The sequence below is a fragment of the Pandoraea sp. NPDC090278 genome (assembly GCF_044772185.1).
Lineage (GTDB): Bacteria > Pseudomonadota > Gammaproteobacteria > Burkholderiales > Burkholderiaceae > Pandoraea.
The window spans coordinates 70238-95816 of record NZ_JBIVYJ010000007.1 but is presented as its reverse complement, the minus strand read 5'-3'; the positions used below and the strand labels follow the sequence as shown (position 1 = coordinate 95816).

The 25579-nt window shown below is 62.4% G+C and carries 23 protein-coding genes and 1 tRNA gene; 14 read left to right on the top strand and 10 right to left on the bottom strand.

Annotated elements, in window-relative coordinates:
• Nucleotides 1–113 precede the first annotated feature (113 nt).
• The 3 genes from ACIQWO_RS23335 to ACIQWO_RS23325 all read left to right on the top strand — a co-directional run bounded on the left by ACIQWO_RS23335 (nt 114) and on the right by ACIQWO_RS23325 (nt 2404).
• Nucleotides 114–893 (top strand): SDR family oxidoreductase, encoded by a 780-nt coding sequence (locus ACIQWO_RS23335; protein ID WP_402829348.1) that lies wholly within the window; start codon nt 114–116, stop codon nt 891–893.
• Nucleotides 894–957: 64 nt separating this feature from the next.
• Nucleotides 958–1371 carry a methylglyoxal synthase gene (locus tag ACIQWO_RS23330; protein ID WP_402829347.1) on the top strand — a complete coding sequence of 138 codons (414 nt, stop codon included), beginning with the start codon at nt 958–960 and terminating at the stop codon, nt 1369–1371.
• A gap of 58 nt (nt 1372–1429) precedes the next feature.
• The gene (locus ACIQWO_RS23325) at nt 1430–2404 is read left to right on the top strand and encodes a quinone oxidoreductase family protein (protein ID WP_402829344.1); all 975 of its coding nucleotides are present in this window, start codon (nt 1430–1432) and stop codon (nt 2402–2404) included.
• 99 nt (nt 2405–2503) lie between these two features.
• On the opposite strand, the gene ACIQWO_RS23320 is transcribed toward ACIQWO_RS23325, so the two are convergent.
• A complete protein-coding gene (locus ACIQWO_RS23320) occupies nt 2504–2785 on the bottom strand; it encodes a YkvA family protein (protein ID WP_402829342.1) in 282 nt (93 codons plus the stop codon).
• A 414-nt stretch (nt 2786–3199) separates the two neighbouring features.
• Between ACIQWO_RS23320 and ACIQWO_RS23315 the strand changes: the two genes are divergently transcribed.
• Complete coding sequence (locus ACIQWO_RS23315) at nt 3200–4690, top strand: gamma-glutamyl-gamma-aminobutyrate hydrolase family protein (protein ID WP_402829340.1); 1491 nt, start codon at nt 3200–3202, stop codon at nt 4688–4690.
• Between the two features lie 149 nt (nt 4691–4839).
• Here ACIQWO_RS23315 and ACIQWO_RS23310 read toward each other — a convergent pair whose 3' ends face one another.
• Nucleotides 4840–6000 carry a porin gene (locus ACIQWO_RS23310; RefSeq protein WP_402829338.1) on the bottom strand — a complete coding sequence of 387 codons (1161 nt, stop codon included), beginning with the start codon at nt 5998–6000 and terminating at the stop codon, nt 4840–4842.
• A gap of 840 nt (nt 6001–6840) precedes the next feature.
• On the bottom strand, nt 6841–8106 hold the full coding sequence (locus ACIQWO_RS23305; protein ID WP_402829336.1) for a sigma-54-dependent Fis family transcriptional regulator: 1266 nt from the start codon (nt 8104–8106) through the stop codon (nt 6841–6843).
• A gap of 181 nt (nt 8107–8287) precedes the next feature.
• Here ACIQWO_RS23305 and ACIQWO_RS23300 point away from each other — a divergent pair, with 181 nt between their 5' ends.
• Entirely contained in the window at nt 8288–9232 is a 945-nt protein-coding gene (locus tag ACIQWO_RS23300; protein WP_402829334.1) for a LysR family transcriptional regulator, read from the top strand.
• Between the two features lie 45 nt (nt 9233–9277).
• Here ACIQWO_RS23300 and ACIQWO_RS23295 read toward each other — a convergent pair whose 3' ends face one another.
• From ACIQWO_RS23295 to ACIQWO_RS23285, 3 genes are all read right to left on the bottom strand, one after another.
• On the bottom strand, nt 9278–10033 hold the full coding sequence (locus ACIQWO_RS23295; RefSeq protein WP_402829332.1) for an SDR family NAD(P)-dependent oxidoreductase: 756 nt from the start codon (nt 10031–10033) through the stop codon (nt 9278–9280).
• A 102-nt stretch (nt 10034–10135) separates the two neighbouring features.
• Nucleotides 10136–11998, bottom strand: a complete 1863-nt coding sequence (locus tag ACIQWO_RS23290) for a TRAP transporter large permease subunit (RefSeq protein ID WP_402829642.1) — start codon at nt 11996–11998, stop codon at nt 10136–10138.
• Nucleotides 11999–12013: 15 nt separating this feature from the next.
• Complete coding sequence (locus ACIQWO_RS23285) at nt 12014–13033, bottom strand: TRAP transporter substrate-binding protein (RefSeq protein ID WP_402829330.1); 1020 nt, start codon at nt 13031–13033, stop codon at nt 12014–12016.
• 674 nt (nt 13034–13707) lie between these two features.
• Between ACIQWO_RS23285 and ACIQWO_RS23280 the strand changes: the two genes are divergently transcribed.
• Genes ACIQWO_RS23280 through ACIQWO_RS23265 form a run of 4 tightly spaced genes read left to right on the top strand, consistent with a single transcriptional unit; the run spans nt 13708 to nt 17423 of the window.
• On the top strand, nt 13708–14874 hold the full coding sequence (locus ACIQWO_RS23280) for an acetyl-CoA acetyltransferase (RefSeq protein WP_039400636.1): 1167 nt from the start codon (nt 13708–13710) through the stop codon (nt 14872–14874).
• A gap of 28 nt (nt 14875–14902) precedes the next feature.
• The gene (locus ACIQWO_RS23275; RefSeq protein WP_402829328.1) at nt 14903–16480 is read left to right on the top strand and encodes an acyl-CoA synthetase; all 1578 of its coding nucleotides are present in this window, start codon (nt 14903–14905) and stop codon (nt 16478–16480) included.
• On the top strand, nt 16477–17013 hold the full coding sequence (locus ACIQWO_RS23270) for a hypothetical protein (RefSeq protein ID WP_402829326.1): 537 nt from the start codon (nt 16477–16479) through the stop codon (nt 17011–17013). The genes ACIQWO_RS23275 and ACIQWO_RS23270 overlap by 4 nt, the downstream gene beginning before the upstream one ends.
• Nucleotides 17010–17423, top strand: a complete 414-nt coding sequence (locus ACIQWO_RS23265; RefSeq protein ID WP_402829324.1) for a PPC domain-containing DNA-binding protein — start codon at nt 17010–17012, stop codon at nt 17421–17423. The genes ACIQWO_RS23270 and ACIQWO_RS23265 overlap by 4 nt, the downstream gene beginning before the upstream one ends.
• 97 nt (nt 17424–17520) lie before the next feature.
• On the opposite strand, the gene ACIQWO_RS23260 is transcribed toward ACIQWO_RS23265, so the two are convergent.
• Complete coding sequence (locus ACIQWO_RS23260; RefSeq protein WP_402829322.1) at nt 17521–18273, bottom strand: alpha/beta fold hydrolase; 753 nt, start codon at nt 18271–18273, stop codon at nt 17521–17523.
• 94 nt (nt 18274–18367) lie between these two features.
• On the opposite strand from ACIQWO_RS23260, the gene ACIQWO_RS23255 reads away from it, so the two are divergent.
• A complete protein-coding gene (locus ACIQWO_RS23255) occupies nt 18368–19147 on the top strand; it encodes an AraC family transcriptional regulator (RefSeq protein WP_402829320.1) in 780 nt (259 codons plus the stop codon).
• A gap of 94 nt (nt 19148–19241) precedes the next feature.
• On the opposite strand, the gene alaC is transcribed toward ACIQWO_RS23255, so the two are convergent.
• A complete protein-coding gene (gene alaC / locus ACIQWO_RS23250) occupies nt 19242–20459 on the bottom strand; it encodes an alanine transaminase (RefSeq protein ID WP_150740250.1) in 1218 nt (405 codons plus the stop codon).
• Between the two features lie 196 nt (nt 20460–20655).
• Between alaC and ACIQWO_RS23245 the strand changes: the two genes are divergently transcribed.
• Nucleotides 20656–20985 (top strand): multidrug efflux SMR transporter, encoded by a 330-nt coding sequence (locus ACIQWO_RS23245; RefSeq protein ID WP_046293992.1) that lies wholly within the window; start codon nt 20656–20658, stop codon nt 20983–20985.
• 35 nt (nt 20986–21020) lie between these two features.
• On the opposite strand, the gene rocD is transcribed toward ACIQWO_RS23245, so the two are convergent.
• Nucleotides 21021–22226 carry an ornithine--oxo-acid transaminase gene (rocD, locus tag ACIQWO_RS23240; protein WP_402829318.1) on the bottom strand — a complete coding sequence of 402 codons (1206 nt, stop codon included), beginning with the start codon at nt 22224–22226 and terminating at the stop codon, nt 21021–21023.
• 195 nt (nt 22227–22421) lie between these two features.
• On the opposite strand from rocD, the gene ACIQWO_RS23235 reads away from it, so the two are divergent.
• A tRNA-Arg gene (locus ACIQWO_RS23235) sits at nt 22422–22498 on the top strand.
• A gap of 16 nt (nt 22499–22514) precedes the next feature.
• Here ACIQWO_RS23235 and ACIQWO_RS23230 read toward each other — a convergent pair.
• A complete protein-coding gene (locus ACIQWO_RS23230; RefSeq protein ID WP_402829316.1) occupies nt 22515–23528 on the bottom strand; it encodes a LysR family transcriptional regulator in 1014 nt (337 codons plus the stop codon).
• A 122-nt stretch (nt 23529–23650) separates the two neighbouring features.
• On the opposite strand from ACIQWO_RS23230, the gene ACIQWO_RS23225 reads away from it, so the two are divergent.
• Nucleotides 23651–24640 carry an MBL fold metallo-hydrolase gene (locus ACIQWO_RS23225; protein ID WP_402829314.1) on the top strand — a complete coding sequence of 330 codons (990 nt, stop codon included), beginning with the start codon at nt 23651–23653 and terminating at the stop codon, nt 24638–24640.
• Nucleotides 24641–24815: 175 nt separating this feature from the next.
• Nucleotides 24816–25577, top strand: coding sequence for a hypothetical protein (locus tag ACIQWO_RS23220; protein ID WP_402829312.1), 762 nt, complete (start codon nt 24816–24818; stop codon nt 25575–25577).
• The last annotated feature ends 2 nt before the right edge of the window (nt 25578–25579 follow it).

The following is a 25579-nucleotide window of genomic DNA, read 5'->3' as shown; positions in this document are numbered from 1 at the left end:
TAGCCGATGCGGGCGATGCCGGTCCGGGTTTCGACTTAGAATCGCTGCAAGACGGCCGCAAGACACTGAAAAGCGGCCAACGACCAACGCATCACTTGTCTTGAAGGCAGAACATGGATCTGGGAATCAAGGGCCGCACCGCGCTGGTGTGCGGCGCGAGCAAGGGACTGGGGCGCGCCTGCGCACAAGCGCTGGCCGAAGCCGGTGTCAATGTCGTGATCGTCGCGCGCACGGCCGACGCGCTGAACGCCGCCGCTGCCGACATCCGTGCATCCACGGGCGTGAACGTGACTGCCGTGGCCTGCGACATCACCACGCCGGAAGGCCGTGCGCAGGCGCTCGCTGCCTGCCCTCAGCCCGACATCCTCGTGACGAACGCGGGCGGTCCGCCCCCGGGCGACTTCCGCGACTGGCAGCGCGACGACTGGATTCGTGCGCTCGACGCCAACATGCTCACCCCCATCGAACTGATCAAGGCCACCGTTGACGGCATGATCGCGCGGGGCTTCGGGCGCATCGTGAACATCACGTCGTCCGCCGTGAAGGCACCCATCGACATTCTCGGGCTGTCCAACGGCGCGCGCTCCGGGCTGACGGGCTTTGTCGCCGGCCTGGCGCGCACCACCGTGTCGCACAACGTCACCATCAACAATCTGCTGCCGGGCGCGTTCGACACGGATCGTCTGACGGCGACCCTGAAGGCGTCGGCGGCCAAGAGCGGTCAGAGTGTCGAGGATATGCGCGGCAAGCGCGCTGCCGCCGTTCCGGCGCGCCGCTTCGGCCAGCCCGAGGAGTTCGGCGCGACCTGCGCGTTCCTGTGCAGCGCGCACGCGGGCTACATCGCCGGACAGAACGTGCTGATCGACGGCGGGGCGTACCCCGGCACGTTCTGACCCGCGCCACGGCGCATTCATCTATCGCATTCACTGCACGCATCAGCACTCAGGACTCGCATTCATGACGGTTTCGACGGTACCCAAGGTAAGGATTGCGCTGATCGCGCACGACAAGAAGAAGGACGAGATCCTCGCGGTCGCACGCGACTACGTCGAGGTACTGCGTCAGTGCCAGCTCGTCGCGACGGGCACGACCGGCGGGCGCATCGCCTCGGAACTCGGTCTCGACGTCGAGCGCATGCTCTCCGGCCCGCACGGCGGCGACCTGCAGATCGGCGCGCAGTTGGCCGAGGGGCGCGTGGACATGGTGCTGTTCCTGCGCGACCCCATGACGCCGCAGCCCCATGAACCCGACATCAACGCATTGGTGCGCGCTTGCGACGTGCACAACGTACCGTGCGCGACCAACAGCTCGACGGCGCGTCTGCTGCTCGAACAGTTGATCGTCCAACTGGCCGCACAACCCTCGGCGTGAGCGACCGCCACGCTGGGGCATAACACTACCCAGACAGAAAGGAGCGAGGAAGACAATCATGACAAAAGCCATTCGCATCGAACAGAACGGCGGCCCGGAAGTGATGAAGTGGGTCGATGTCGAAGTCGGGGAACCCGGTCCGGGTGAGGCGCGTGTGCGCCATAACGCCGTCGGGCTGAACTACATCGACGTTTATTTCCGCACTGGGTTGTATCCGCAGCCGCTGCCTGCCGGTCTCGGCATGGAAGCCGCTGGCGTAGTCGAGGCAGTAGGCGAGGGCGTGACGCATGTGAAGCCCGGCGACCGCGTGGCTTACGCGAGCCGTCCGTGCGGGGCTTACTCGCAGGCGCGTGTGATGCCTGCTGCACCGCTGGTGCGCGTGCCCGATAACATCAGCGACGATCAGGCCGCCGCCATGATGCTGCAAGGCATGACGGCGCAATACCTGCTGCGTCGCACGTATTCGGTCAAGTCCGGGGACACCATTCTGATTCACGCCGCTGCCGGTGGCGTGGGGCTGATCGTGTGTCAGTGGGCGAAGGCGCTGGGTGCGACTGTGATCGGTACCGTCGGCTCGGACGAGAAAGCCGCGCTGGTGCGCCAGCACGGCTGCGATCACCCCATCGTCTACACCCGTGAGAACTTCGTCGAGCGTGTGAAAGAGATCACGGGCGGCGAAGGCGTGCCGGTCGTGTACGACTCCATCGGTCAAGACACCTTCATCGGCTCGCTCGACTGCCTGCGTCCGCTGGGCACGATGGTGAACTTCGGTAGCGCGTCCGGCCCCGTCACGCAAATCAACACGGCGGATCTGGTGTCGCGCGGCTCGTTGTTCTTCACGCGTCCCACGTTGTTCAACTACACCGCCAAGCGCGCCGATCTGGACGCCACGGCCAACGAGTTGTTCGATGTGGTCGGCAAGGGCACGGTCAAGATCGAGGTCAATCAGCGTTATGCGCTGGCCGACGTCGCACAAGCGCATCGCGATCTCGAAGCGCGTAAGACCACCGGGTCGACGTTGTTGATGCCCTGAGCCACTCGCGCGCGTTTTGCACGTTTTGTGCGACGCCAATGAAAAAGGACGCCTCGGCGTCCTTTTTCATTTCTTGCGATGCGCGCCCGTCAGCAAGCATCAGGCTCGCTGGGTGAACACATGCGCGCGCGCGTCCTCGCGCACATCGACCGGCAGGCGCTTGATGAGCCAGTGGACCACCATGCCGATCACGACCACGTCGTCGAGCAAACCGAACACCGGCACGAAATCCGGGATCAGATCGATGGGGCTGAGCAGATAGATCGCGAGCAGCACCACAGCAGGCAACAGCCAGCGCGGACGGCGCGGGTCACGGGCCGCATGCCAGAGCACGCGGAAATCATGGCGGGCGATTTGCCACAGACGAAGAAAACGCTTCACTTGCAGACTCCTGGTACCAATGCGTCCGCCGGGAAGCCCCGGTCAGGCCCGGGCAACGTTGGACGCCGAAACGCGATTTCACTCAATCGACACGAACGTCGTTCAATATCGATTGAATATCGTGCAATTTGTCTCGATTATACGCAATCAGTGTGATATGTGCCGAGCCGAGCTCAACCGCCGCTGGCGTGCATCCCATGCGTAACAATGAACTAAGACATCGCCCGACCGGGACGGTTTCATCGGTGTGCGAAAGCGGGGCGGGGCGAGGCTGATGTCGCGGGGCTCGCAAAAAGGGACGTTTGGGATAGCGGTTGCGGCGGGATTGTGGCGGCGGGATAATTCCCGGGCCGACGTGGTCAATCCTACTTTCCCCTTTCGTCCACCTTTTTTCGGACGCATCCAAACGCCATCATGACCGACGCTCAAGATCCGAAATCGCCGCAGCAGCCGTCCAAGCCCGAATCCGATACGAGTAAGAGCGCAACCTCGCCGACGGCTCCAGCCTCCGAAGCACACGAACCCGCAAAGCACAGCGACTCGCCCGCAGACTCGCCTGCGACGCGTTCGTCCGAGTATGTGGAGCCCGCGTCGCCTGCGACGCCGCGTCCCACGGCAAAGCCGGTGGCCGGTACGGCCGAAGGGTCCGGCGACATGCCGCCCAATCCTGACACGCTGACACGTCCTGCGCCGCCTGCCGAGCAAGGCAGCGCGGTGCGAGCCGACGGATCGGACGATTCGAAGGCCGAGACGCCTGCGTCCGCCGCCAAATCTGCCAGGCCCGCCTCGGCCGCCGAAGTGGCGTCCGACCGCAATCCGATCGGCTCACCCGTGCCGAAATCGGGTGATGACGTGAAGGCGGCCGGTGTAGGGAGTGCCGGGGGCAACATCGGCGAGACGGGGGCAGGTGCTGCCGGTGCTGCCGGTGGCGCGGGTGGCGGTTCAGGCGGTGGTGAGCCACCGCATCAGCCGTCGTTCGGCGGGGCCGGGCCGCGTCCGGGCAGTCCGGCGTCGATGGGCGGCCAGCCGTCGTACTTGCAGGCGGGCGACTCGCCGTGGTCGGTGCTGCGCCGGATCACGTCCGCGCGCTTCCGTGCCTGGTACGACCGCGCCGGTCAGCGCATCACGCAACGCACGCTGAAGATCGGCATCTCGGCCCGTATCTTCCACCCGGAACCCGGTTCGAAGGGATTGCGCAGCAAAACGCTGCAATACCTCGAAGAGTCGATTGCGCACTGGGTGATGTCGCGCGATGTGCTCGTCTTCATGATTCCGACGGTGGACACGCAAGGCTTGCTTCACCCGAGCCATATCCGTCTGCACGATTACGCGAAGCACCTCGACGGGCTGGTCTTGCAGGGCGGAGCAGATGTTTCGCCGCACACCTATTCGGAAGTGGCGACGCGTCACGAATGGCAGGGCGACCGCATGCGTGACATGTACGAACTTGAATTGCTTCACGAGTTTGTCGAGCAGGGCAAGCCGATTCTCGGCGTCTGCCGTGGCTGCCAACTGATCAACGTGGCGTTCGGCGGCACGTTGCATCAGGACATTGCGACGGATTTGCCCGAAGCGATCCCGCACGTCACGGAAACGTACGAACACAATCGTCACACGCTGACTTTCCCGGAAGGTTCGTCGCTCGCGCAGATGCTGGCGCCGGTCGATGTGCCGATCGTCAACTCGATTCACCACCAGTCGGTCAAGACGCTGGGGCGCGATCTGAGCGTAGAGGCGGTGTGTGCGGAGGACGGAGTGGTGGAGGCGATTCGCTACCGCAAGGCACCGTTCGTGATGGGCTTGCAGTGGCACCCGGAATTCCACCGCGCAGGCGGTCCGGAGTTTCTGGATTGCACGCCGGTGCTGGACAACTTCCTGCGTGCCGCACGCGAGACGCGTTTCTGATGTGACGAGCCGACGGGCGGCGCTGTTTTACGCGGCGTCGTAGCGCCCAGGCAATAAGTTCGCGCAATAAAAAATGGCAGCCCGAAGGCTGCCATTTTCATGTCAGGAGCACCGCGATACGACTGTCGGTGCTCACGCCACTTCGATGCTTAGAAGCGGTGACGGATGCCCGTGCCCACAACGGTTTGCGAGCTGGTCGACGACATACCGCCGGCAGCGCCGACACCGGCTTGGAGGCCCGTGCCTTCGTTGTCGGAGATGTGCTGGTACGAACCCGTCAGGTACACATCGGTGCGCTTCGACAGACGGTAGTCAGCTTGCAGCGTAACGGTGTGGAACTTCGGCTTCTTGTCCGTCGAATCTTGCTTGGCCATCGTGTACGTGTACGCGGCCGACAGCGAGACTGCCGGGGTCAGCATGTAGCGACCGTTGACTTCGAAGTTGTCGAACTTCAGGCCGTCGTTGCCGAAAGCAACTGCGGTGCTGTTGTAGTTCAGACCCGTCAGACCTTGAAGTTGGGTGTGGGTGTACACCAGGCCGACCGTTGCCGGGCCGAAGGCGTAGTTACCACCGATACCCCAGACGCGTTGCTTCGACGACTGGAACACCGAGTCACCGCCGTTCGACGTGTCGACAGCGCCCGTGCCGTTGTTGTTACCCGGATTGCCTTGACGCTCCAAGTAAGCAGCAGCAACCGTCAGCGGGCCGTTTGCGTAGTTCACGCCGGCGCTGAATGCACGGTTGTTGGCGAAGTCACCAGCCTTGTTCGAGAAGCCATACAGGCCGCCGAACGTCAGGCCGTTGTAGTTGGCGCTCGAGTACTTGACCGAGTTGTTCACACGGAACGAGTTGTTCGTGTTGTCGTTGTCATACGGGTGCGAAGCGATCGTGCCGCCGAACGACGAACCGTTCAGGGTCAGCGGTGCCAGGTAGTCGACCAGCGAGTCGTACTGACGACCGATCGTCACAGCGCCGAAGCGGTCGTTTTGCAGACCAACGAAGGCTTGACGACCGAACATGCGGCCGTTTTGGCCCGACGTGCCGTTGTTGATCGAGAAACCGTTTTCCAGCACGAAGATGGCCTTGTTACCGCCACCCAGGTCTTCCGAGCCCTTCAGGCCCCAACGGCTGCCGTTGACCAGGCCGCTCGTTGCACGGAAGTTCTTCGAACCCGAAGCCGACGACGTCGTCGAGTTGCTCGTGTAAGCGACGCCAGCGTCGATCAAGCCGTACAGGGTGACGCTGCTTTGAGCGTGCGCGGTCATCGAGAACGCGCCGACGACGGCAGCGGCAAGAAGAGTTTTTTTCATGGTTTAAGCTCCAGTAACGTGACACGAATCGCAGAATTCGCGTGTAAACAGAACGCGGCGAAACAGAACATGTCGAGGTGACGATTCATCACGCTTCATCACTCGCGGACCCGTACAGCTATCGGCACTGCTCTGTTGACAGGGGGCAGTGTATGAGTCGCTGCTACTCCCGCCTATTTCAGAATCCGCAAGAATCTATTTCAGATATGAAAAGAATCTGTGAGACACGTCCTAAAGCGTTGTCGGACAAGGGATTGGCTTGATTAAGCGTAGGCGAGAAATCGCGATGCAAGCGATGTGTGTTGCGCTCGGGACACAGTGTGGTGTGCAAGTGAAAGCGCGCGCGAAGCATTGCCAGCACTGGTTTTGCGCGCGACATGCGTGTTCGCGTTAAGTTCCATCGCAGTGAATGCGCGCGGCAGTGACGGCTCGCACGCCCGATGCATCGCGTGAAAAGTGCGATGTGAATTTGTGTGAGGAAGTGAGCGCGTTGTCGCGATGTGCGACGTCGCTATATAGAGAGCGATTCATCGCCGTGTCAGGTGGCTGCCATCTCGCTGTCATAGGGCTCACGTACTCGCGCGCATTGAGCCATTTCTGAGATGTTGGCAAGCGCGAGAAATCGGCGCGAGCAAAAAAGGCCTTTATTTATGGGGTTTTACGGACTATTGCGAGTCGCCGAATAATTCATTGCGTCGAATGATGACAATGATTTTCGGATGCGCACCTATACTACGTTCCGCGAGAAGTAGACTTTTGCGTTGAGTGAAAAGTCTCCAAACCTTGGCGCGGCCTCATCGGCCGCGCTTTTTTTTGCCTGCGATTTTTGTGTCGAAAAAACTAGGCGTATTGCCTTGTGCTGAGGGCTTCGCCGCAGTCGCGAACATGCGGAATGCTCAACTGCTTGAGCTTGCGATATAGCGACGCACGACAAAATCCCAGCGTGCGCGCCGCTGCTGAAATGTTCCAGCGATGTTGTGCGAGCGCTTGCAGAATGCGTTCGCGTTCCTGATCGTGCGGCTCGTGTGACGCGTCGTGTGCACGATATTGCGTGTGCGAAGCAACGCTGGCGGTATAGGCCGTTTCCTCGATCCGGACGTCGCGCGTTTCCTCGTGGCGATTCGCTGAGTGCGTCGAATGCAATGCAGGCGAGGACGCAAATTCCGGTGGCAGATCGTCCACACACAAGCGTTCCCCACTCATCACGGCACACGCATATCGCAATGCCGCGCGCATCTGACGCAAATTCCCCGGCCACGCATGCGTGAGAAGACACGAGAGCGCGTCGGACGTCACACGCGCGAGCGCCTGATCGACACGCAGGTCTGGCCATTCGTCGCACAACATGCGCGCGATCAGCTCGCGCTTGTCGTCGCGCTCACGCAAGGTGGGCAGCGTCAGCACGCCGACGGCAATCCGGTAGTAGAGGTCTTCACGGAACGTGCCTTGTGCGACAGCGCTTGCCAGATCCTGATGCGTGGCACAGATCAGTTGGACATCGACCGGCACCGGCTGACTCGCCCCTAGCGGCGTGACTTCACGTTCCGAAAGCACGCGCAGCAAACGCGTCTGCATCGCGTAGGGCATGTCGCCGATTTCATCGAGGAACAGCGTGCCGCCATCGGCTTGCTGCATCTTCCCTTTCATCCCTCCAGGCAACGCGCCGGAGAAGGCGCCACGCTGATAGCCGAACAGCTCACTCTCGATCAGATGCTCCGGCAGCGACGCCGTATTGATGGCGACGAACGACTGTGCGCGTCGCTCGCTGTATTCGTGTAATGCGCGGGCGAGAAACTCTTTGCCGGTGCCCGTCTCACCGAGAATCAGCACGGACAGGCCACGGTCGACGAAGCGTTTGCCGCGCGCGAGCAGATCGCGCATGCGGGCATCGGTGCCGCACAGATCGTCGATGGCGAGGTAATCGGGGCGAAGCTGACGGGACGCCGGGGCTGGCGCGGTAGCGGCTGGCACGCGCACTACATGCTCGGCAAGCGCGGCGATGTTGTTGAAAGCGGTATTGGCACTATGGGCGCTGGCTGCGCCGAGGGGGGCGGCGTGGCCGACAGGTCGAGCGGGGGCGGACGCTACAGCGAGGTGAGCGGGCATGACTTGTCTCCTTCTCGTATTGGTACGAAAGGGCGCCGTCGGTGGCTTGTGGCCTGGCGATTCCTGACGTCTCTTTATGTCGCGGTCGGCTCGGGTGACCTACCGCCAAAGCAGGATACGACCGCGCAGTCATAACATCCAATACAATATTGATGCGCTATTAATACCTCAGGGGTATCAAATGATCGAATTGCGCCATTTCCAGTATTTCGTGGTGCTCGCGCAGACACTGCACTTCGGCCGCGCGGCCCAGCAGTTGCATATCTCTCAGCCGCCGCTCTCGCGTCAGATCGCCTTGATGGAAGCGGAGCTGGGCGTGCAGTTGTTCGAGCGCACGAACCGCAGCGTGCGACTCACGCGGGCGGGCAATCGCTTCTATCAGGACGCAGTGGAAATTCTCAACTCGGTCGATCGCGCGCGCCGCAACGTGGTGGCGGCCAGCCGGGGGGAGGATGGCGCGATTACGGTCGGCTTCATGATGTCCTCGGCGTACAACATCCTGCCAGCGCTCACGCGGACGTACGCGGCGGCGTTCTCGCGTGTCGACATGAAGCTTGCGGAGACGCTGCCCAACCTGTTGGCAGAGGCTGTGCGCGCGGGTCAGACCGACGTCGGCATCATGTATCGCCCGGAGGATCTGACCGGCCTGGACACGGCAACGGTGTTTCGCGAAGAGATGGTGGCGGTGATTCCCCGCACGCACCCGCTGGCGAAGGTGCGCGTGCTCGACGCCGCGCAACTGGCTGAGGAGTCGTTCGTGAGCATCCCGCGTGAGATTGCACCGCTCGTCTACGATCTGGTCGTGACCCACTGCCGCCGCTCCGGGTTCTCGCCGCACATCCGGCTCGAAACGAACCTTCAGCAGACGATCATCAACCTCGTGGGGGAAGGACTGGGTGTGGCGATGGTGCCGATGTCGATGAGCAGCGCGAGTGCGTCCGGCAACGCGGTGTTCAAGCCGCTGCGCAATGCGCCGGTGGCGGAGGTGGCGCTGCTATGGAGCCGGGACAATCACAACCCGTGCGTGGCGACGTTCGTGGAAAATGCGCGCAGCGTGTGGCGCGACATGCAGCGTGCGCCCGGCGCGCGGCTGGTGCCCGATCTGCCGGACACCAGCGTGCTTTGAGGCTAACAGGAATGGCGTGAGACGATTTCGTCGCGCTTTCCTTCGTCAGATTTCCAGAATCCCGGCGGCGACGAAGCCGCCGTCGACCGGCAGGATATGGCCGGTGACATACGATGCGTCGTCCGACGCGAGAAAGCTCACTGCACCGGCGATTTCATGCGGCTGCCCGTAGCGCCCGAGCGGCGTCGTCTCTGTGTAATGACGGCGCGAAACGTCCGAGTGCAGCACTTTGGTCAGCGGCGTGTCGATGGGGCCGGGGGCGATCCCATTGGCGGTGATACCGAACGGCGCGAGTTCGATGGCCATCTGACGCGTCAGTCCGATGACCGCCGCCTTGGACGTGCCGTAAGCCGTGCGTCCGGCACTGGCGAGAATGCCCGCGACCGACGCCAGATTGACGATCCGTCCCCAGCGCTGCTCGCGCATGAGCCGCGCGGCGTGCTGGCCGCACAGTAGCGTGCCCGTCAGATTGACGGCCATGACCTGATGCCAGTGATCGAGCGGGTAGTCGAGAAACGGGAACGTCTTGGCCACGCCCGCATTGTTCACCAGCACGTCGCAGCGCCCATGCCGCTTGGCGATCTGCGCGAAGCCGTCGGCAATCGACGCCTCCTCACCCACATTCATGCCCAGCGCCCACGCGCGGCCACCCGACGCACTCAGCGCTGCGGCCGTCTCGCTCGCCGCGCCTTCGTTCAGGTCGGCCACGACAACCGTCATGCCGTCCTTGATCAGACGTTCGCAAATGGCGGCACCGATACCCATTCCACCGCCCGTGACTACTGCTACCTTCTCCGTCATGCTATGGACTCCTAAATGTACTGATGGCTACAGCACGGGCCCCGCCGCCAGCAGCGTGGCGGAGCCCGTCGGTGATATCGCGAGACCGTTAAGGGGTTAGCGTTACTTCAGGAAACCGATCGAGATCCAGGGGATGAAGACCACGATGAGCAGGGCGACGAGTAGCGCGCCCATGTAGGTCCACATCCGGTTGAATACTTTGTCGGGCGACGTCTTGCCGATGGCGCATGCGGCGTAGAAGCCCACGCCGAGCGGCGGCGCGAACAGGCCCATGCCCATCGAGAGGATGACGACCATCGCGTAGTGCACGTCGTGAATGCCGAGCGAGCGGGCGACCGGGAACAGCAGCGGGCCGAACAGCACGATGGCTGGAATCCCTTCGAGCACGCTGCCGAGCACGATGAACACGACCATCGAGATGAGCAGGAAGCCGACTTGTCCGCCCGGCACGCCGTGCATCAGGCCGACCAGCTTCGCGGAGAAACCCGATTGCGTGAGCGCCCAGGCCATGGCCGTCGCCATGCCGATGATCAGCAGAATCGCGCCGGAGAGTGCAGCCGTTTCCGTGAGCAGCGGATAGAGACGCTTGAAGTTCAGATGCTTCTTGAAGGCGTGGACGATCAAGCCGATTACGATCGTGTAAGCGATACCGATGGTCGAGACTTCGGTCGCCGTGGCCGCACCTTCGATCACCGCCGTGCGGATCAGGATCGGCAGCGCGAGGGCGGGCAGCGCGACGATAAACGTCTTGCCGATCACACCCCACGGTGCACGACGTGCTGCGCTCGGCGCTTCCTTGCGCGAGCGGGCAAAGCACACCACGACGATGGCGAGCGTGGCGATCACGGCGGGTAACAGACCGCCGACGAAGAGCGCCGTGATCGAGACACCGCACACTGCACCGATGGTGATAAGTACGAGGCTCGGCGGAATAGTCTCCGTCATCGCTCCCGTGGCGGACAGCAGTGCGACCAGGTCTTCCTGCTTCGAGCCGCGACGTTGCATCTCGGGGAACAGCGCCGGGGCGACGGCAGCCATGTCTGCCGCCTTCGAGCCGGAGATGCCGGAGACGAGGAACATCGCACCGAGCAGCACGTATTGCAGGCCGCCGCGCACGTGGCCGAGCAGCGACGCCATGAACTCGATCAGGCTACGTGCCAGACCGCTCATCTCGATGAGGGCGCCTAGCAGCACGAACAGCGGCACGGACAACAGCACGAGGCCGGACATGCCTTCGTCCATACGGCTGACGACGATTTGCAACGGTGCGTCCGTCACAAGCGCCAGATAGGCGAGCGTGGCAGTCCCGAAGGCAAACGCAATCGGAATGCCACCGGCCACGCATGCGCCGACGATCAGCACGAAGAAGATCAGCAGGTTGTAGTTGCCCATCGCGATCAACGCGGGACGGCCGAGCCAGAGCGCCGCACCGAGGGCCGCGACGAACAGCACGCCGAGGCCGAACTGACGCACACTGGAGCAGCGCGCCATGCGCGAGATCGCGGCAATGAGCATGAGCGCCGCGCCCACCGGCAGGGCGGCTGCGCGCAGCCCGTCGGGGATTTCCAGCGCGGGCGTGGTGATGTCCATCTGTTCGATGGCATGCGTGTACGCGGGCATGATGATGAGCGCGACGAACACGCACACCGTCAGCGCGGCCATGGTCTGGAACCAGTCGCGCCAGGCAGCGGGAAGTTTGTTGACGATGGCGGACAAGCGCATGTGCTCGCCCCGGTCGAGGGCGAGTACGGCACCGAGCATCGAGAGCCAGATGAACAGAATCTGCGCGAGCTCATCCGACCACGTGAGCGGATTGTCGAACCCGTAACGCGAGATCACGCCCGCGAGCAGGATGAGAGTTTCCGCCACCACCAGCAGCACGGCAACCGCCTCGGTGACTTTCATCACCGCGCGGTTGACGTGGCAGAAGAGGCGGGCGAGCGCGTGCGTCGGCTCGGCCGTCATCGTCAACGTTTCCATTTACGCGAGCTTCCCAGTGTACTTTTCCAACATGGCCCATGCTTCGTCGCCAAACTTCTTGTGCCATTCGGCGTAGAAACCGGCCGAGCGAAGTTTGTCGCGGAACTGCTCATTGTTCGGGGCGTTGAACACCAGACCCTTCTGCTTGAGCTCGGCCGTCACACCTTCGTTGAGCTTGCGCACGTCGTCGCGTTGCGCCACGGCGGCGGCGTTCACGTTGGCGGTGACAATCTCCTGAAGGTCCTTCGGCAGCTTGTCCCACTTCTGCTTGTTGGCGAGGAACCAGAAGCCGTCCCACATGTGATTCGTCATCGACACGTACTTCTGCACTTCGTAGAGCTTGGCCGTGGTCAGCAGCGCCAGCGGGTTTTCCTGCGCTTCGACGATGTGCGTTTGCAGGGCCGAATACACTTCGGCGAAGTTGATCGACGTGGGCGACGAATCGAACGCCTTGAACATCGACGTCCACAGTGGGCTCGTCGGGACTCGGATCTTCAGACCCTTGAGATCGGTCGGCGAGTTGATCGGACGGCTGCTCGTGGTGATCTGGCGATAACCGTTCTCCCAGATCTTGTCGAACGCGAACACGGTCGTCTTCGAGATCTGGCCGCGCACGTGCGCACCGAGATCGCCGTCCATGGCCGCCCACACCTGGCTGTAGTCCTTGAACGCGAAGCCCACGCCCGAAATCTGCGCGGCAGGCACGAGCGTGCCGAGAATCAGCGGCGAGAGCGTGAAGTAGTCGATGGCGCCCGAGCGAATCTGGCTCAGCATGTCGCTGTCGGAGCCGAGCTGATTGTTCGGATAGATCTGGAAGTCGATGCGGCCTTTCGATTGCTCCGCGATCTTCTGCGCCATCTCCTTGGCGCGGATGTTCATCGGATGGCTGACCGGCAGGTTATTGGCGAACTTCAGCGTGAATTCGGCAGCGTGTGCCTGCGTTTGATACAACCCCGTAGCGGCGGCGGCCGATGTGGCGGCCACAACCTTGATGAAGTGGCGGCGATCCATGGTGCTCATACTGCATGTCTCCTGTTTTTTGGTTTGGTGACTGCGTCTGAAGCGCGGGCCGTGCATACGTGTTGCCATGCAACGTCCCGGCCAACTCGGAAAAGTGGCTGGCTAATCTTACGCAAATCGAATGCCAGTTCGGCATCCGAACGGGAAAACCCTTACGTTGTTAAGCATTAGTGAATTCCCGGGGGGCGTGCTGCGCGTGCGCCATGCGCCTGTCAGGCGCCTTTCATCAGGCGCAACAAGCCTTCGCGGCGATGTCGAGGGCGTGGCGCGTTTTGCTGCACGCGCGGTGCTCGGCTGAACACAGCAAACATGCGGGTGTGACACCTGTCGCATTTCGCCGACGCCTTGCGACACCTGTCGCAAATGCCGCCGCGCACGGTGCGACAGGTGTCGCATGCATTTCGGTGTGCGGGTCATTGCTGCGGTACAGCAAATTTTCTTCATCTGGCGTGCTTAAGAATTCACTTGATGGGCCAGTGACTCCCGCTTTACGCTTGCGTCAATTGCATAGGCGCCAAAAGCGCAGCAAGGGAACGACCTCGCAACGACGACTGACCGAGCCGTCGATGTGACAGATCAGGCGTTGCGCTGCCAGCGAACAAACGCCTTGCAGGGATCTGGCATCGAAATTGCTCACCGGAGTCTGGATGACCCCAATTTTCCGGAGACACTTCATGGTTGCTGCATGCCTTACCGGCTGGGCCCACTCCCAGTTCGGCAAACTCGATAACGTCGACGCCGAGGTCCTGTTGGCCGACGTCGCCCAGGCCGCCCTCGACGATGCGGGCCTTTCGCCCGAACAGATCGACTCCATTCACGTCGGCACCTTCAACGGCGGGTTCCTGTATCAGGACTTCCCGTCGTCGCTCATCTTCAACCGCATTCCCGGCCTGCGTTTCAAACCCGCCACGCGCTACGAGAATGCGTGCGCGACCGGTTCGGCCGCGGTGCACGGCGGGCTGCAATCCATCGAAGCGGGCAAAGCCACGCACGTGCTCGTGATCGGCTTCGAAAAGATGACCGAACTCGCCACGCCGCAGGTCGGCGAAGTGCTGCTCAAGTGTTCGTATGCGCGTGAAGAGGCCGGGATTCCCGGTGGCTTCGCGGGCGTGTTCGGCACCATCGCGCAGGCCTACTTCGACCGCTACGGCGATCAGTCCGACGCACTTGCGCGCATTGCGGCGAAGAACCACCGCAACGGATCGGTGAATCCGTATGCGCATATGCGTCGCGACTTCGGTTACGACTTCTGCCGCAACGTCTCCGAGAAGAACCCGTTCGTGGCCGGTCCGCTCAAGCGTACCGACTGCTCGATGGTGTCCGACGGTGCCGCCGCGCTGGTCATCTCGAAGGCCGACGTCGCACGCAGCATGCCCAAGGCGGTCGGCTTCCGCGCGGCTGTGCAGGTCAACGATTACCTGCCGCTCTCGCGACGCGACCCGCTGGCGTTCGAAGGCGGCCAGCATGCGTGGCGTCAGGCGCTGGGCGTGGCTGGGGTCTCGCTCAAGGATCTGTCGCTGGTCGAGACGCACGATTGCTTCACCATCGCCGAACTCATCGAATACGAAGCGATGGGGCTGGCCAAGCCGGGACAGGGTGCGAGTGTCCTCGCCGAAGGGTTGACGGAAAAGAACGGGCTGCTGCCGGTGAATCCGTCGGGCGGTCTGAAAGCGAAGGGGCATCCGGTGGGGGCTACCGGTGTCTCGATGCACGTGATGGCGGCCATGCAACTGACGGGAACGGCGGGCGACATGCAGATTCCCGATGCGAAGCTGGCGGGCGTCTTCAACATGGGCGGCGCGGCCGTGGCGAACTACGTGAGCATTCTCGAAGCGCGCTAAGCGTGCCGGGCCATCAAGGAGACGAGAAATGCTCAAGAAGGTCATGAACCTCGGCCGGATGTTGGCCGCCGTCGCGCGGCGGCACCCGGACGAACCGGGTTTGATCGTTGGCGACAACGTCACGACGTGGGGCGAGATCGATGCCCGCGTGAACGCGGCCGTCGACGCGCTGCGCAAGCTCGGTGTGAAGAAGGGCGACAAGTTGCTCGTGCACTCGCGTAACAACCTGCCGATTTTCGAGAGCGCGTGGATTGCGTTTCGCCTCGGGGCCGTGTGGGTGCCGACGAACTTCCGCATCACCGCCCCCGAGGCGGCGTATCTGGGGCAGTCGAGCGGCGCTTGCGTGATGATTTACGACGCGGGTTTCGAAGGCCACGTCGATGCGGTACGTGCGGCGTCGCCCGCATTGCGACACGTCATCGCCCTCGGTGCGCCGCGTGCGGGCGAGCTGCATTACGAGACGCTCGTTGCCGAACATATGGGGGCAGAGGGGTACGAGGAGGAGGTGGAGTACGAGGATCCGCTGTGGTTCTTCTACACCTCGGGTACGACCGGCCATCCGAAGGCGGGCGTGCTCTCGCATGGGCAGATGGCGTTCGTCGTCACCAACCATCTGGCCGATCTGATGCCTGGCATCACATATCGCAGCCGCTCGATGGTCGTCGCGCCGCTCTCGCATGGCGCGGGCATTCACGCCATCGTCAACACGGCGCGCGGCGCGGCCAGTGTGTTGCTGCCGGGCGAAAAGATGGACGCGGAACAGGTCTGGCAGGCGGTCGAGCGTCACCGGGTCGACAACATGTTCACGGTGCCGACCATCGTCAAGATGCTGGTGGAAGATCCGGCGGTGGACTGCTACGACCATAGCTCGCTGCGCTTCGTGATCTATGCGGGCGCGCCGATGTACCGCGCCGATCAGAAGTACGCGTTGCAGAAGCTGGGCCGTGTGCTGGTGCAGTACTACGGACTGGGCGAGGTGACGGGCAACATCACGGTGCTGCCGCCGTGGCTGCACAGCGATGACGACGATGCGCCCGATGCGCGCGTCGGCACGTGCGGGGTGCCGCGCACCGGTATGGAAGTGGCGATTCTGGACGAGCAGGGGCAGCGTCAACCGGCGTTCGCGTCGGGCGAAATCTGCGTGCGCGGTCCGGCCGTCTTCATGGGGTATCACAACAATCCGGACGCCAACGCCAAGGCGTTCAAGGACGACTGGTTCCACACCGGCGACCTGGGTCATGTGGATGCGCAGGGGTTCCTGTACATCACGGGCCGTGCGTCGGACATGTACATCTCGGGTGGCTCGAACGTCTACCCGCGCGAGATCGAAGAAGCGCTGCTCACGCATCCGTGCGTGTCGGAGTGTGCGGTGCTGGGCGTGCCCGACCCGAAATGGGGTGAGAGCGGGCTTGCAGTGGTGGTCGCCCGGGAAGGCATGGCCGCACAGGCCGATGAACTGCTCGGACATCTCGAAGCGCGTATTGCCCGCTACAAGTGGCCGCGTCGCTTCGTGTTCTGGAGTGCCATGCCCAAATCGGGCTACGGCAAGATCGTGAAGAAGCAAATCAAGACGATGCTCGAAGAGCAAGGAGACTATCGACTATGAAACCTGCGCTTTCACGGGTCTATCGACATGCTGGCGCCCCCACGTTAGCCCGTGTGGAAGACTGCGTGTTGAGCGGGCAGCACGAACTGCGCGTGACGATCCGGACTGGTGCCAATCTCGGCGAGGCTTTACGCGCGGCGTTATCCCGCTATGCGTACGGCGGCGGCGTCGGGCGTTTCTGTGCGGGGACCGCGCGAGGTCTGCGGTACCACATGATCGAGAACACGACGGATGCGGATCGTCCCTTCGGCTATGGGCAGCCGGTCGACGAGATGCGTGAAGTCGATCTGATCGGCGGCGCGATTACCGTGGGCCGAACGGCCGACGGCGCGACGCTGATGCATTGTCATGCGGGCTTCTCCGATCCGTCGGGCGAGCTGCATGGCGGGCATCTGATCCTCGATCACACGTGGGCCGGAGACGAACCGGTGGTGATTCGTCTGTGTCTCTTTGCGCACGGCGGTTACGTGACGGGCGACGACGAGGAGACGCGGTTCCATCTGTTGCGTCCGGTGGCGGGAGAACTGTCATGAGCGTCGCGCTGGATGTTCCCGTCGCCATCGAAAATGGCACGTTGGGCAGGTTGGTGGTGGCGCGTCTTAAGCCGAATCAGGATCTGACGGAAAGCATCGAGGCGCTGTGCGCCGAGCATGCGATTGCGCGCGCGATCGTGCGTGGCGCGGTCGGGAGTCTGATCGATGCGAGGCTGGCGTTTCGCGCTGGCGACGGCTGGCGCGAGCAGGTGGTGAACGGTCCCGGGGTCGAGATCCTCAACGTGTTCGGCGAGGTGGATGCGCGTCCTGGGGCAGCGAGTGCCATGCCGATGCTGCACGGCATGGTGGCGGACACCGAGGGGCGCATGTTCGCAGGACGCTTTGTGCGCGGCGGCAACCTCTCGTTCATCACCATCGAGGTGACGTTGCAGGAGTGGTTGCCCGCCTGACGGCGGTCTATCGCTCTGTTGAAAGGCGCAGTTGGCGCGTCGATGGGGAGTCTGCGGACTCCCCATTGTTTTTTGAAACGATGCGACGATATCGGCGCTACTCGCGAAGGAACGATTCGATGGCGCTCACCAGCGCTAGCGGCGTCTCGTTCATGGGGTAGTGCCCTGCGTTGGCAATGACCTCGACGCTCGCGTTCGCATAACGTTGCAGATAAGTGCGTCGCATCATATCGGTATCGAACACCGGGTCGTGCTCGCCGACGAGCACTCTGATAGGCGCGTCGACATGGAGCTGCTCGCTGAAATCGGTGTCCGCCCACGCCTGAAAATAGGCCGCGAAGGCCTCCATTGACGAATGCGTTGCCGAGTAGGTGGCCTTCCAGTTGATCCATGAAGCTGGCAGTCGGTGGCCCGTGCTGCGGGCGATGATCGCCATGCGATCTTCGAGCGAGGTTGCGGCGTTCTCGAACAGTGCGCGACGCTCTGGATCGAACGATATGCCGCCGCAAGGTACGGGCGCGACAGGGATGAGCTTGCGCACGCGTTGCGGGGCAACGGCCGCAATTTTCTCGATGGCCATGCCGCCCATCGAGTGCCCGATCAGACTGAACGTGGTGAGATCCATGGCGTCGGCCAGCCCGAGGGCGTCACGCGCGATTTCGTCGATGGTGTAAGCGCCTCGGGCGTCACGCATGCCGCCATAACCGCGATAGTCCATGAAGACATAGCTGAACATGTCGCGCGAAAGCCAGGGTTCGCAGTCGTGGAAGGAGCGGGCGTCGCCGAACCAGCCGTGTAGAACGAGCACGGCATGTGGGCCGTAGCCGACGCGATGAAAGGTGTTGGGCATCTTGCTTGTGGAATCAGAATGGGACGCGCTCATCCTAACGACACGAAAAACCGCCCGCCGTCGATGGTGGGTCGTTCACTGTAGAATTCGGGTCATGAGAAACGTCTCAATCGATCCATACGAGCATCTGCCGCGCAGTGTGGTGGTTGCCACCAACGACTACCCTGCGGGACTGACCTTCCCCGCGCATGCCCACGCGCGCGGCCAGTTTGCGTTGGCGTCGCGCGGCATGATTACCGTGTCGACGCCGGAGGGGCGCTGGTTCGTTCCGCCGCAGCGGGCGTGCTGGGTCCCTGCGGGCGTCACGCACGAGATGACGATGAGCGGGCCAGTGACGATGCTCAACACCTTCGTGACTCCTGAGGCGTCGGCGTCTGCGGGACTACCGGCCGAGTGTTGTGTGTACGCGGTGTCGCCGCTGCTCAGGCAACTGCTGGACTACGCCATCGACCTGCCGCCGATGTATGACGAAGACGCGCGCGACGGCAAGCTCATGGCGTTGCTGTTGGCGGAGATTGCGGCGATGCCGCGTCTGATGCTCCATGCGCCGTTGCCTGCCGATGCGAGGCTCGCTAAGGTCTGCCGCAATGTGTTCGCGTCGCCGTCGATGGCGCTGGATCTCGATGCCGTCGCGGCGATGGCGTCGATGAGTCGCCGCACCTTCACGCGACACTTTCGGGAGGAGACGGGGGTGAGCTTTGCGCAGTGGCGTCATCAGGTGTGTCTGATGGCGGCGCTCGAGCGCTTGAGTGACGGGCAGTCGGTGACGCGTGTAGCGTTCGATCTCGGGTACGGCAGTCCCAGCGCCTTCACTGCGGCATTTCGGCGGGTGCTGGGAGATGCGCCGAGCCGGTATCTGACAGACCTGCCTTAGTCGCGGCTGTCTTCATCGTCTTTGACGCCCGAAATACATCGGGGCGCCTCTAGCGAGTGCGCCCCGATGTACTATTCGGCGGTATTGTTGACGCTTACGCGACGGTCGGCTGCACCAGTCCGTCTTCACGGAACATGTGCTTGATGCCACGCACGGCCTGACGAATACGCGACTCGTTTTCGATCAGTGCGAAGCGCACGTATTCGTCGCCATACTCACCGAAGCCGATGCCCGGCGAGACCGACACCTTCGCCTGTGCAAGCAGCTTCTTGGCGAATTCGAGCGAGCCGAGCGCGCGGTACGGTTCGGGAATGCGTGCCCAGATGTACATCGACGCCTTCGGCAGATCGACCGCCCAACCCGCTTCCGTCAGCCCTTTGTAGAGCACGTCGCGGCGGCGCTGATATTGCTCGCGAATTTCCTCGACGCACGTCTGATCGCCTTCGAGTGCGGCAATGGCGGCGACCTGAACCGGCGTGAACGTGCCGTAGTCGTGGTAGCTCTTGATGCGCGCGAGTGCGGCGACCAATTCCGCATTGCCGACCATGAAGCCGATACGCCAACCCGCCATGTTGTAGCTTTTGGACAGCGTGAAGAATTCGACGGCGACGTCCTGCGCGCCGGGCACCTGCATGATCGACGGTGCTTTGTAGCCGTCATACACGATGTCGGCATAGGCCAGATCGTGCACCACGAGAATGTCGTGTTTGCGCGCGAGGTCGACGACGCGTTCGAAGAATTCCAGCTCGACGCATTGCGCCGTGGGATTCGAGGGGAAGCCGAGAATCACCATCTTGGGCTTCGGATGGCTTTCGCGAATGCCGCGTTCGAGTTCGGTGAAGAAGTCGATGCCGGGCGTCATCGGCACGGAGCGGATGTTCGCACCGGCGATAACCGCGCCGTAGATGTGAATCGGGTAGGACGGATTCGGCACGAGCACCGTGTCGCCCTGATCCAGCGTGGCGAGCATCAGGTGGGCGAGGCCTTCCTTCGAACCGATGGTGACGATGGCTTCGCGCTCCGGGTCGAGTTCGACGTCGTAGCGGTCCTTGTACCAGCGCGTGATGGCGCGACGCAGACGCGGAATGCCGCGCGAGGTCGAGTACCCGTGCGTATCGGGACGTTGTGCGACTTCGACGAGCTTGCTGACGATATGCGGCGGCGTGGCCCCATCGGGGTTGCCCATCGACAGATCGATGATGTCTTCGCCACGACGGCGCGCAGCCATCTTCAGTTCGGCGGTGATGTTGAAAACGTACGGGGGAAGACGATTGATGCGCGCAAAGCTGCGCGAGCCCTGAGAGCTGGACATGTTGAACCCTGGAACGTAAGCGCCCGGAACCGTCCGAGCGACGCCGGTGTGCTGGCCACACCGTGACGGCGACTGTAGCGCGGCGTCGTGCGCTTTGGCAAGAAATTCTTGCGTGTGACGTGAGCGGCACCGAGCAAGTGTGTCGGTTAAGATGACCGGCCTTGAACCGGGCAGCGCGAAAGCGAAAGGAGTGTCGATGGCGTATGTGTACCTGTTGGTGGCAATCGTGGCGGAAGTGATCGCGACGTCGGCGTTGAAGGCATCCGATGGATTCTCGCGCGTCGGTCCCGTAGCGCTGGTCGTCGTCGGATACGGCATCGCGTTCTACATGCTGTCGCTCACGCTGCGCACGATTCCGGTGGGCATCGCCTATGCGATGTGGTCGGGGCTGGGCATCGTGCTGATCTCGATTGCGTCACGCGTGCTCTTCGGACAGAAGCTCGACGCACCGGCATTGCTCGGCATGGCGCTCATCATCGCCGGGGTACTTGTGATGAATCTCTGGTCGAAGTCGTCGGCGCATTGAGACGGTTGCGATTGTCGAGACGCTGAGCAGTGAGATCAGCGATGACCTTCGGCTTCGGCAAGCACCGCCTTGAGCGCGGCGATACAACTGTCGATTTCTGCGCGTTCGATGACGAGCGGCGGTGCGAGACGCAGCACCGTCGAGCGCGTCTCCTTGGCGAGCACACGCCGTCGTAGCATCCCCATCGACAGATCGTGAGCATCGGCCCGAGCCGGATCGATTTCGATGCCTGCCCACAGACCGCGTCCGCGCACCTCCCGAATCAGCGGCGAATGAATCGCGTGCAAGCGCGATAGCAGATATTCGCCCATCTCAGCACTTCTGCCCGGCAGGTCTTCGTCGGCCATGACGTCGAGCGCTTCGAGTGCGACGGTGGCTGCCAGCGCGTTGCCACCGAACGTCGAACCGTGGCTGCCCGGCTCAAACAGGTCGATAACGTCGCGTCGCGCGACGAAGGCGGACACGGGCAGCAAGCCGCCGCCGAGGGCTTTGCCGAGCATGATGCCGTCCGGCACGATGCCTTCGTGCTGATAGGCAAACCAGCGGCCGCTGCGCCCTAGACCCGATTGAATTTCGTCGAGCAGCATGAGGACATTCTGCTCGGTACACAGTTGACGCAGCCCTCGAAGAAAGCCGTCCGGTGGCACGACGATACCGCCTTCGCCCTGAATGGTTTCGAATAGGACGGCGCAGGTGTTGGGGGTGATGGCGGCGCGCACGGCGTCGATGTCGCCATACGGCACGCGGATGAACCCGGGCGTGAACGGCCCGAAGTCGGCGCGATAGGCGGGTTCCGAGGAGAAGCCGACGATGGTGGTGGTGCGTCCGTGGAAATTGCCGTCGGCGACGATGATTTCGGCGCACTCGGCGGGAATCCGTTTGACGCTGTAACCCCAGCGGCGCGCTGCCTTGATGGCGGTTTCGACGGCTTCCGCGCCGGTGTTCATGGGCAGGGCACCGCCGAGCGTGGTGAGATCGCAGAGGCGTTCGAGAAAAGCGCCGAGACGGTCGGTGTAGAAGGCGCGGGAGACGACGGCGAGGCGTTGCGCCTGCGCAGTGAGCGCGGCGACGAGACGCGGATGCGCGTGCCCGTGACTGACGGCGGAATAGGCGCTCATCATGTCGAGATAGCGATTGCCCTCGACGTCCCAGACCCAGACGCCCTTTGCATGCGAGAGCACGACGGGCAGGGGTGAGTAGTTGTGCGCACCAAAGCGTTGTTCGCGTTCGATCTCGTTCATGAGCACGTTCCTCCACACCTGAAGTCTAGATGCGAACGAGATGGCACGCAAAGGGGACAACTCCCGAAGCGCCGCGCATGAAACTGGCTTGTACGTGCGCTATAATCGCCGATTACTCGGATGTGGCGCACGTTTCACGTGTACTCAGCCCCCCGAGTCTCTCCGGCAGCGATACTCGATCGCCGCCATCACGCACTGCCCATAGCTCAGTTGGATAGAGCATCGGCCTTCTAAGCCGACGGTCGGGGGTTCGAATCCCTCTGGGCAGGCCAGCCAATTTGACGCGTTTCAACCTGGCCGAAGTCCGGCCTGTCGCTTATTCCCAGTACGGTCATGGCTTGTCGAGTCGACCATTGCGCGTGTTCTGGCAACGTTGGCCCCCACGTGCCGCACAGCGCTCACAAACGCGTCCAGCGCCGGCGTCTGATTTGTCTCCGCGCGCGTCACAAGACCCACAGCCGGCATGGGCCATTCGCCCTGTGCGTTCAGGATGGCGATGACGCCGAGCCGCTGATACTGGACGGCAATCGGCCGGGGAAGAAAGGCGAGCCAATCGGTGTCTTGCAGCATTTGCAGGTTCGCAAGCACCGAGACACATTCCACCTTGGGTATGGGGACTGTCGTCAGATGGTCGGCGAAAAATTGCCGAATCGACGCGCGTAGCGGTGCATCGCCGCCCGGGAATATCCAGTCGGCGGATGCGAGCATGGCCGGAGTGATCTTCTTTCGTCGGGCCAGAGGATGATGATGGCGAGCGACGATACAAACGCTCTCCTCGAACAGCGCTTCCCGGGAAAAATGGGCTGCCGCAGTCCCTTCGCCCAGTCGACAGACGACGCAGTCGAGCTTGCCCTGAGCCAGTCCGCCGAGCATCCAGTCGATAGACCCTTCATGAAACTCTGCCACTACGCCGGGCGAATCCTTCGATAAGTGCGTCAACACTTTGCTCAGAAGATCGGGAATAGCGACCGGCATGATGCCGACGCGAACCTTTCCGAGGGCACCGTTGGCGATCAATTCAAGATCGCTGCCGAGCTTTTGCATCTCGGTCAACATGATCCGTGCACGGTCGATAACGATCTGGGTCGCAGCGGTGGGCCTGAGTCCTCGTGGATGGCGATCAAACAAACGTGTGCCGAACAGTGTCTCCAACTCGCGAAGTGATTTGCTCGCAGCGGGCTGCGTCATGTGAAGACGCGTGGCCGCGCGGTGAATGCTGAGCGTATCCGCCAGAGCGACAAGCAATGCCAGATGCCGTGCCCTCAGGCGGGCGAGGAGATGTCGTTCTATGACTGGTGGCATGGAATACCCTGATATCGCGAAGTTATCAGTCCCCAAAAAGAAAGCATTACTGACGTGCGGGAGGGTCGTGCAATTCTACATGCGCAAATCGTTCGATAAATCAAAACAACCGGAGACCCCGTATGCAGAAGATGCTACGAAAGTGTGGTGTGATTTTGGCGCTTCTGAGCGCAGTAGGCAGTGCCCCGGCGAGTGCGGAGACGATGCGCGTCACGCTTCTCGGCACTGGCACACCGATACTGAACATCAACCGTTTCGGCATCAGCGTGCTTGTGGATGCGGGCAAACAAAAGCTGCTGTTCGATGCTGGCCGGGGCGTCGCGATGCGCCTGCACCAGCGGCAGGTTCCATTGCGTGACATATCCGCCGTCTTTATCAGTCTGTTGAACTCAGACCATATCACCGGGCTGCCGGACCTTTATGCGACCGCGCCGCTTCCGACCGATGACGGACGTCTCAAAACGCCGATGACCTTGTTTGGTCCGGATAGCATCGAAAACGTCGCGCGCGGCATCGAGCTGATGTTCAAGGACCAGAACCGGATGCGAATGCTGGAAGGGGAAGTGGTCGAGCCAGCGACGCATATCGACGCAAAGCGAGTCGAGCCCGGGATCGTTTATGAGAGGGATGGTGTGAAGGTCTCGGCCTTCCTGATCGAACACGGCCATGTGAAGCCGGATTTCGGTTACCGCATCGAATACGGCGGACACGCCGTGGTCATTACCGATGACACGACTTACTCCGAAAACCTCGTCGCACATTCGAAGCATGCCGACCTCATGGTTCAGAGCGTCGCAATCGGCAGTCGCGCGCTCGAACGGGCCGCACCGGACTACGTCAATCACTTTTACGGATATCTCGCCAGTCCGGAGAGTGCGGGGCGCATTCTTTCGGAAGCCAAACCTAAGCTGGCGGTGTTTGCCCACATCTCGCTTTACAGCCTTCCGGACATCCCGCGTGCCACCGTGGATGAGTTGCGTGAGCGCATTCAGGCCGTTTATCGCGAAAATTTCGTCATCGGAGAGGACTTGATGACCTTTGATATCGATGACCGCGGTGTCACACAAGCCCCGTACTCGTCAGAAGTCAGACAACAGGAGCCGAGGACCTGAGCGTGGGGCCATTCGCGCCGCCCGAATCGCGAATGTCAAAAAAAATTCATGATCCGATGCGAATATGCGAGCACCTGACATTGCCCGGACCGGGCGAGGTCAGGGCGTGCCGTCTTGATGTCCGGTGCGGCAGCAACAAGCGGACATCTGGCGCAACGCATCGAGGAAATGGGGAATGCTTCAGCGCACGAAACCCATCGACATGCGTTGGCAGTGGCTTTCCCTCGGCATTTTCCTGTGCGTGATCTGCGCATCCTTGCATGCGGGCAGCGGCGCGCCGTCGATACCGGCAGATACCGGATCGACTGAGCGCACGGCGGGCCCCGGGGACACCGGCAGTTCTCCCATGCATTTCGAGATTCCGGCGCAGCCGCTCGCCGAGGCGCTGGATCGATACGCCGGTCTGACCCATCGACCGGTCGTCTATCCAGGCGATCTGGCTGCCGGGCGCATGGCGTCCGCAGTCCATGGCTGGTTGACCCCGGAAGCCGCGCTGCACATGTTGCTGCAAGGCTCGGGCGTGTCGGCGCGCAAGCTTCGTACGCCCGCCGGCGAGACTTTCGTATTGAGCGAGATTCCGGCTGTCGACGACGGTTCGCCGCAAGGCTCCCCTTCGTTGCTAACGAATCCGCAAGGTTTTCAGGCACAAGTGCAGGCCGGGATTCTGTCGGCACTTTGTGCAGACCCGAACACGACGCCCGGCAACTACAGCGCCCTGTTCCGGTTTCGGTTGGACGCCGAGGGATATGTGCGCGATGTCCGGCTGCTCGATGCGACGGGCAACCCCAGTCGCGATGCAGCGATCGTGTCGGTCCTTGGGCAACTCCGGATGGCACCGCCATCCAGGCCTCTCGCAGGGAGAATACTTACCATGGCTGTGCTGCCTCAGGGGCCGAATGTCCGCGCGCAATGTCCTTCGGGGATGCGAGCAAACTAGCT

Bases quoted from the DNA above. Each gene is read 5' to 3' on its own strand.
- ACIQWO_RS23335 (WP_402829348.1), top strand. From the start codon at position 114: ATGGATCTGGGAATCAAGGGCCGCACCGCGCTGGTGTGCGGCGCGAGC.
- ACIQWO_RS23330 (WP_402829347.1), top strand. From the start codon at position 958: ATGACGGTTTCGACGGTACCCAAGGTAAGGATTGCGCTGATCGCGCAC.
- ACIQWO_RS23325 (WP_402829344.1), top strand. From the start codon at position 1,430: ATGACAAAAGCCATTCGCATCGAACAGAACGGCGGCCCGGAAGTGATG.
- ACIQWO_RS23315 (WP_402829340.1), top strand. From the start codon at position 3,200: ATGACCGACGCTCAAGATCCGAAATCGCCGCAGCAGCCGTCCAAGCCC.
- ACIQWO_RS23310 (WP_402829338.1), bottom strand. From the start codon at position 6,000: ATGAAAAAAACTCTTCTTGCCGCTGCCGTCGTCGGCGCGTTCTCGATG.
- ACIQWO_RS23305 (WP_402829336.1), bottom strand. From the start codon at position 8,106: ATGCCCGCTCACCTCGCTGTAGCGTCCGCCCCCGCTCGACCTGTCGGC.
- ACIQWO_RS23300 (WP_402829334.1), top strand. From the start codon at position 8,288: ATGATCGAATTGCGCCATTTCCAGTATTTCGTGGTGCTCGCGCAGACA.
- ACIQWO_RS23295 (WP_402829332.1), bottom strand. From the start codon at position 10,033: ATGACGGAGAAGGTAGCAGTAGTCACGGGCGGTGGAATGGGTATCGGT.
- ACIQWO_RS23290 (WP_402829642.1), bottom strand. From the start codon at position 11,998: ATGACGGCCGAGCCGACGCACGCGCTCGCCCGCCTCTTCTGCCACGTC.
- ACIQWO_RS23285 (WP_402829330.1), bottom strand. From the start codon at position 13,033: ATGAGCACCATGGATCGCCGCCACTTCATCAAGGTTGTGGCCGCCACA.
- ACIQWO_RS23280 (WP_039400636.1), top strand. From the start codon at position 13,708: ATGGTTGCTGCATGCCTTACCGGCTGGGCCCACTCCCAGTTCGGCAAA.
- ACIQWO_RS23275 (WP_402829328.1), top strand. From the start codon at position 14,903: ATGCTCAAGAAGGTCATGAACCTCGGCCGGATGTTGGCCGCCGTCGCG.
- ACIQWO_RS23270 (WP_402829326.1), top strand. From the start codon at position 16,477: ATGAAACCTGCGCTTTCACGGGTCTATCGACATGCTGGCGCCCCCACG.
- ACIQWO_RS23265 (WP_402829324.1), top strand. From the start codon at position 17,010: ATGAGCGTCGCGCTGGATGTTCCCGTCGCCATCGAAAATGGCACGTTG.
- ACIQWO_RS23260 (WP_402829322.1), bottom strand. From the start codon at position 18,273: ATGCCCAACACCTTTCATCGCGTCGGCTACGGCCCACATGCCGTGCTC.
- ACIQWO_RS23255 (WP_402829320.1), top strand. From the start codon at position 18,368: ATGAGAAACGTCTCAATCGATCCATACGAGCATCTGCCGCGCAGTGTG.
- alaC (WP_150740250.1), bottom strand. From the start codon at position 20,459: ATGTCCAGCTCTCAGGGCTCGCGCAGCTTTGCGCGCATCAATCGTCTT.
- ACIQWO_RS23245 (WP_046293992.1), top strand. From the start codon at position 20,656: ATGGCGTATGTGTACCTGTTGGTGGCAATCGTGGCGGAAGTGATCGCG.
- rocD (WP_402829318.1), bottom strand. From the start codon at position 22,226: ATGAACGAGATCGAACGCGAACAACGCTTTGGTGCGCACAACTACTCA.
- ACIQWO_RS23230 (WP_402829316.1), bottom strand. From the start codon at position 23,528: ATGCCACCAGTCATAGAACGACATCTCCTCGCCCGCCTGAGGGCACGG.
- ACIQWO_RS23225 (WP_402829314.1), top strand. From the start codon at position 23,651: ATGCAGAAGATGCTACGAAAGTGTGGTGTGATTTTGGCGCTTCTGAGC.
- ACIQWO_RS23220 (WP_402829312.1), top strand. From the start codon at position 24,816: ATGCTTCAGCGCACGAAACCCATCGACATGCGTTGGCAGTGGCTTTCC.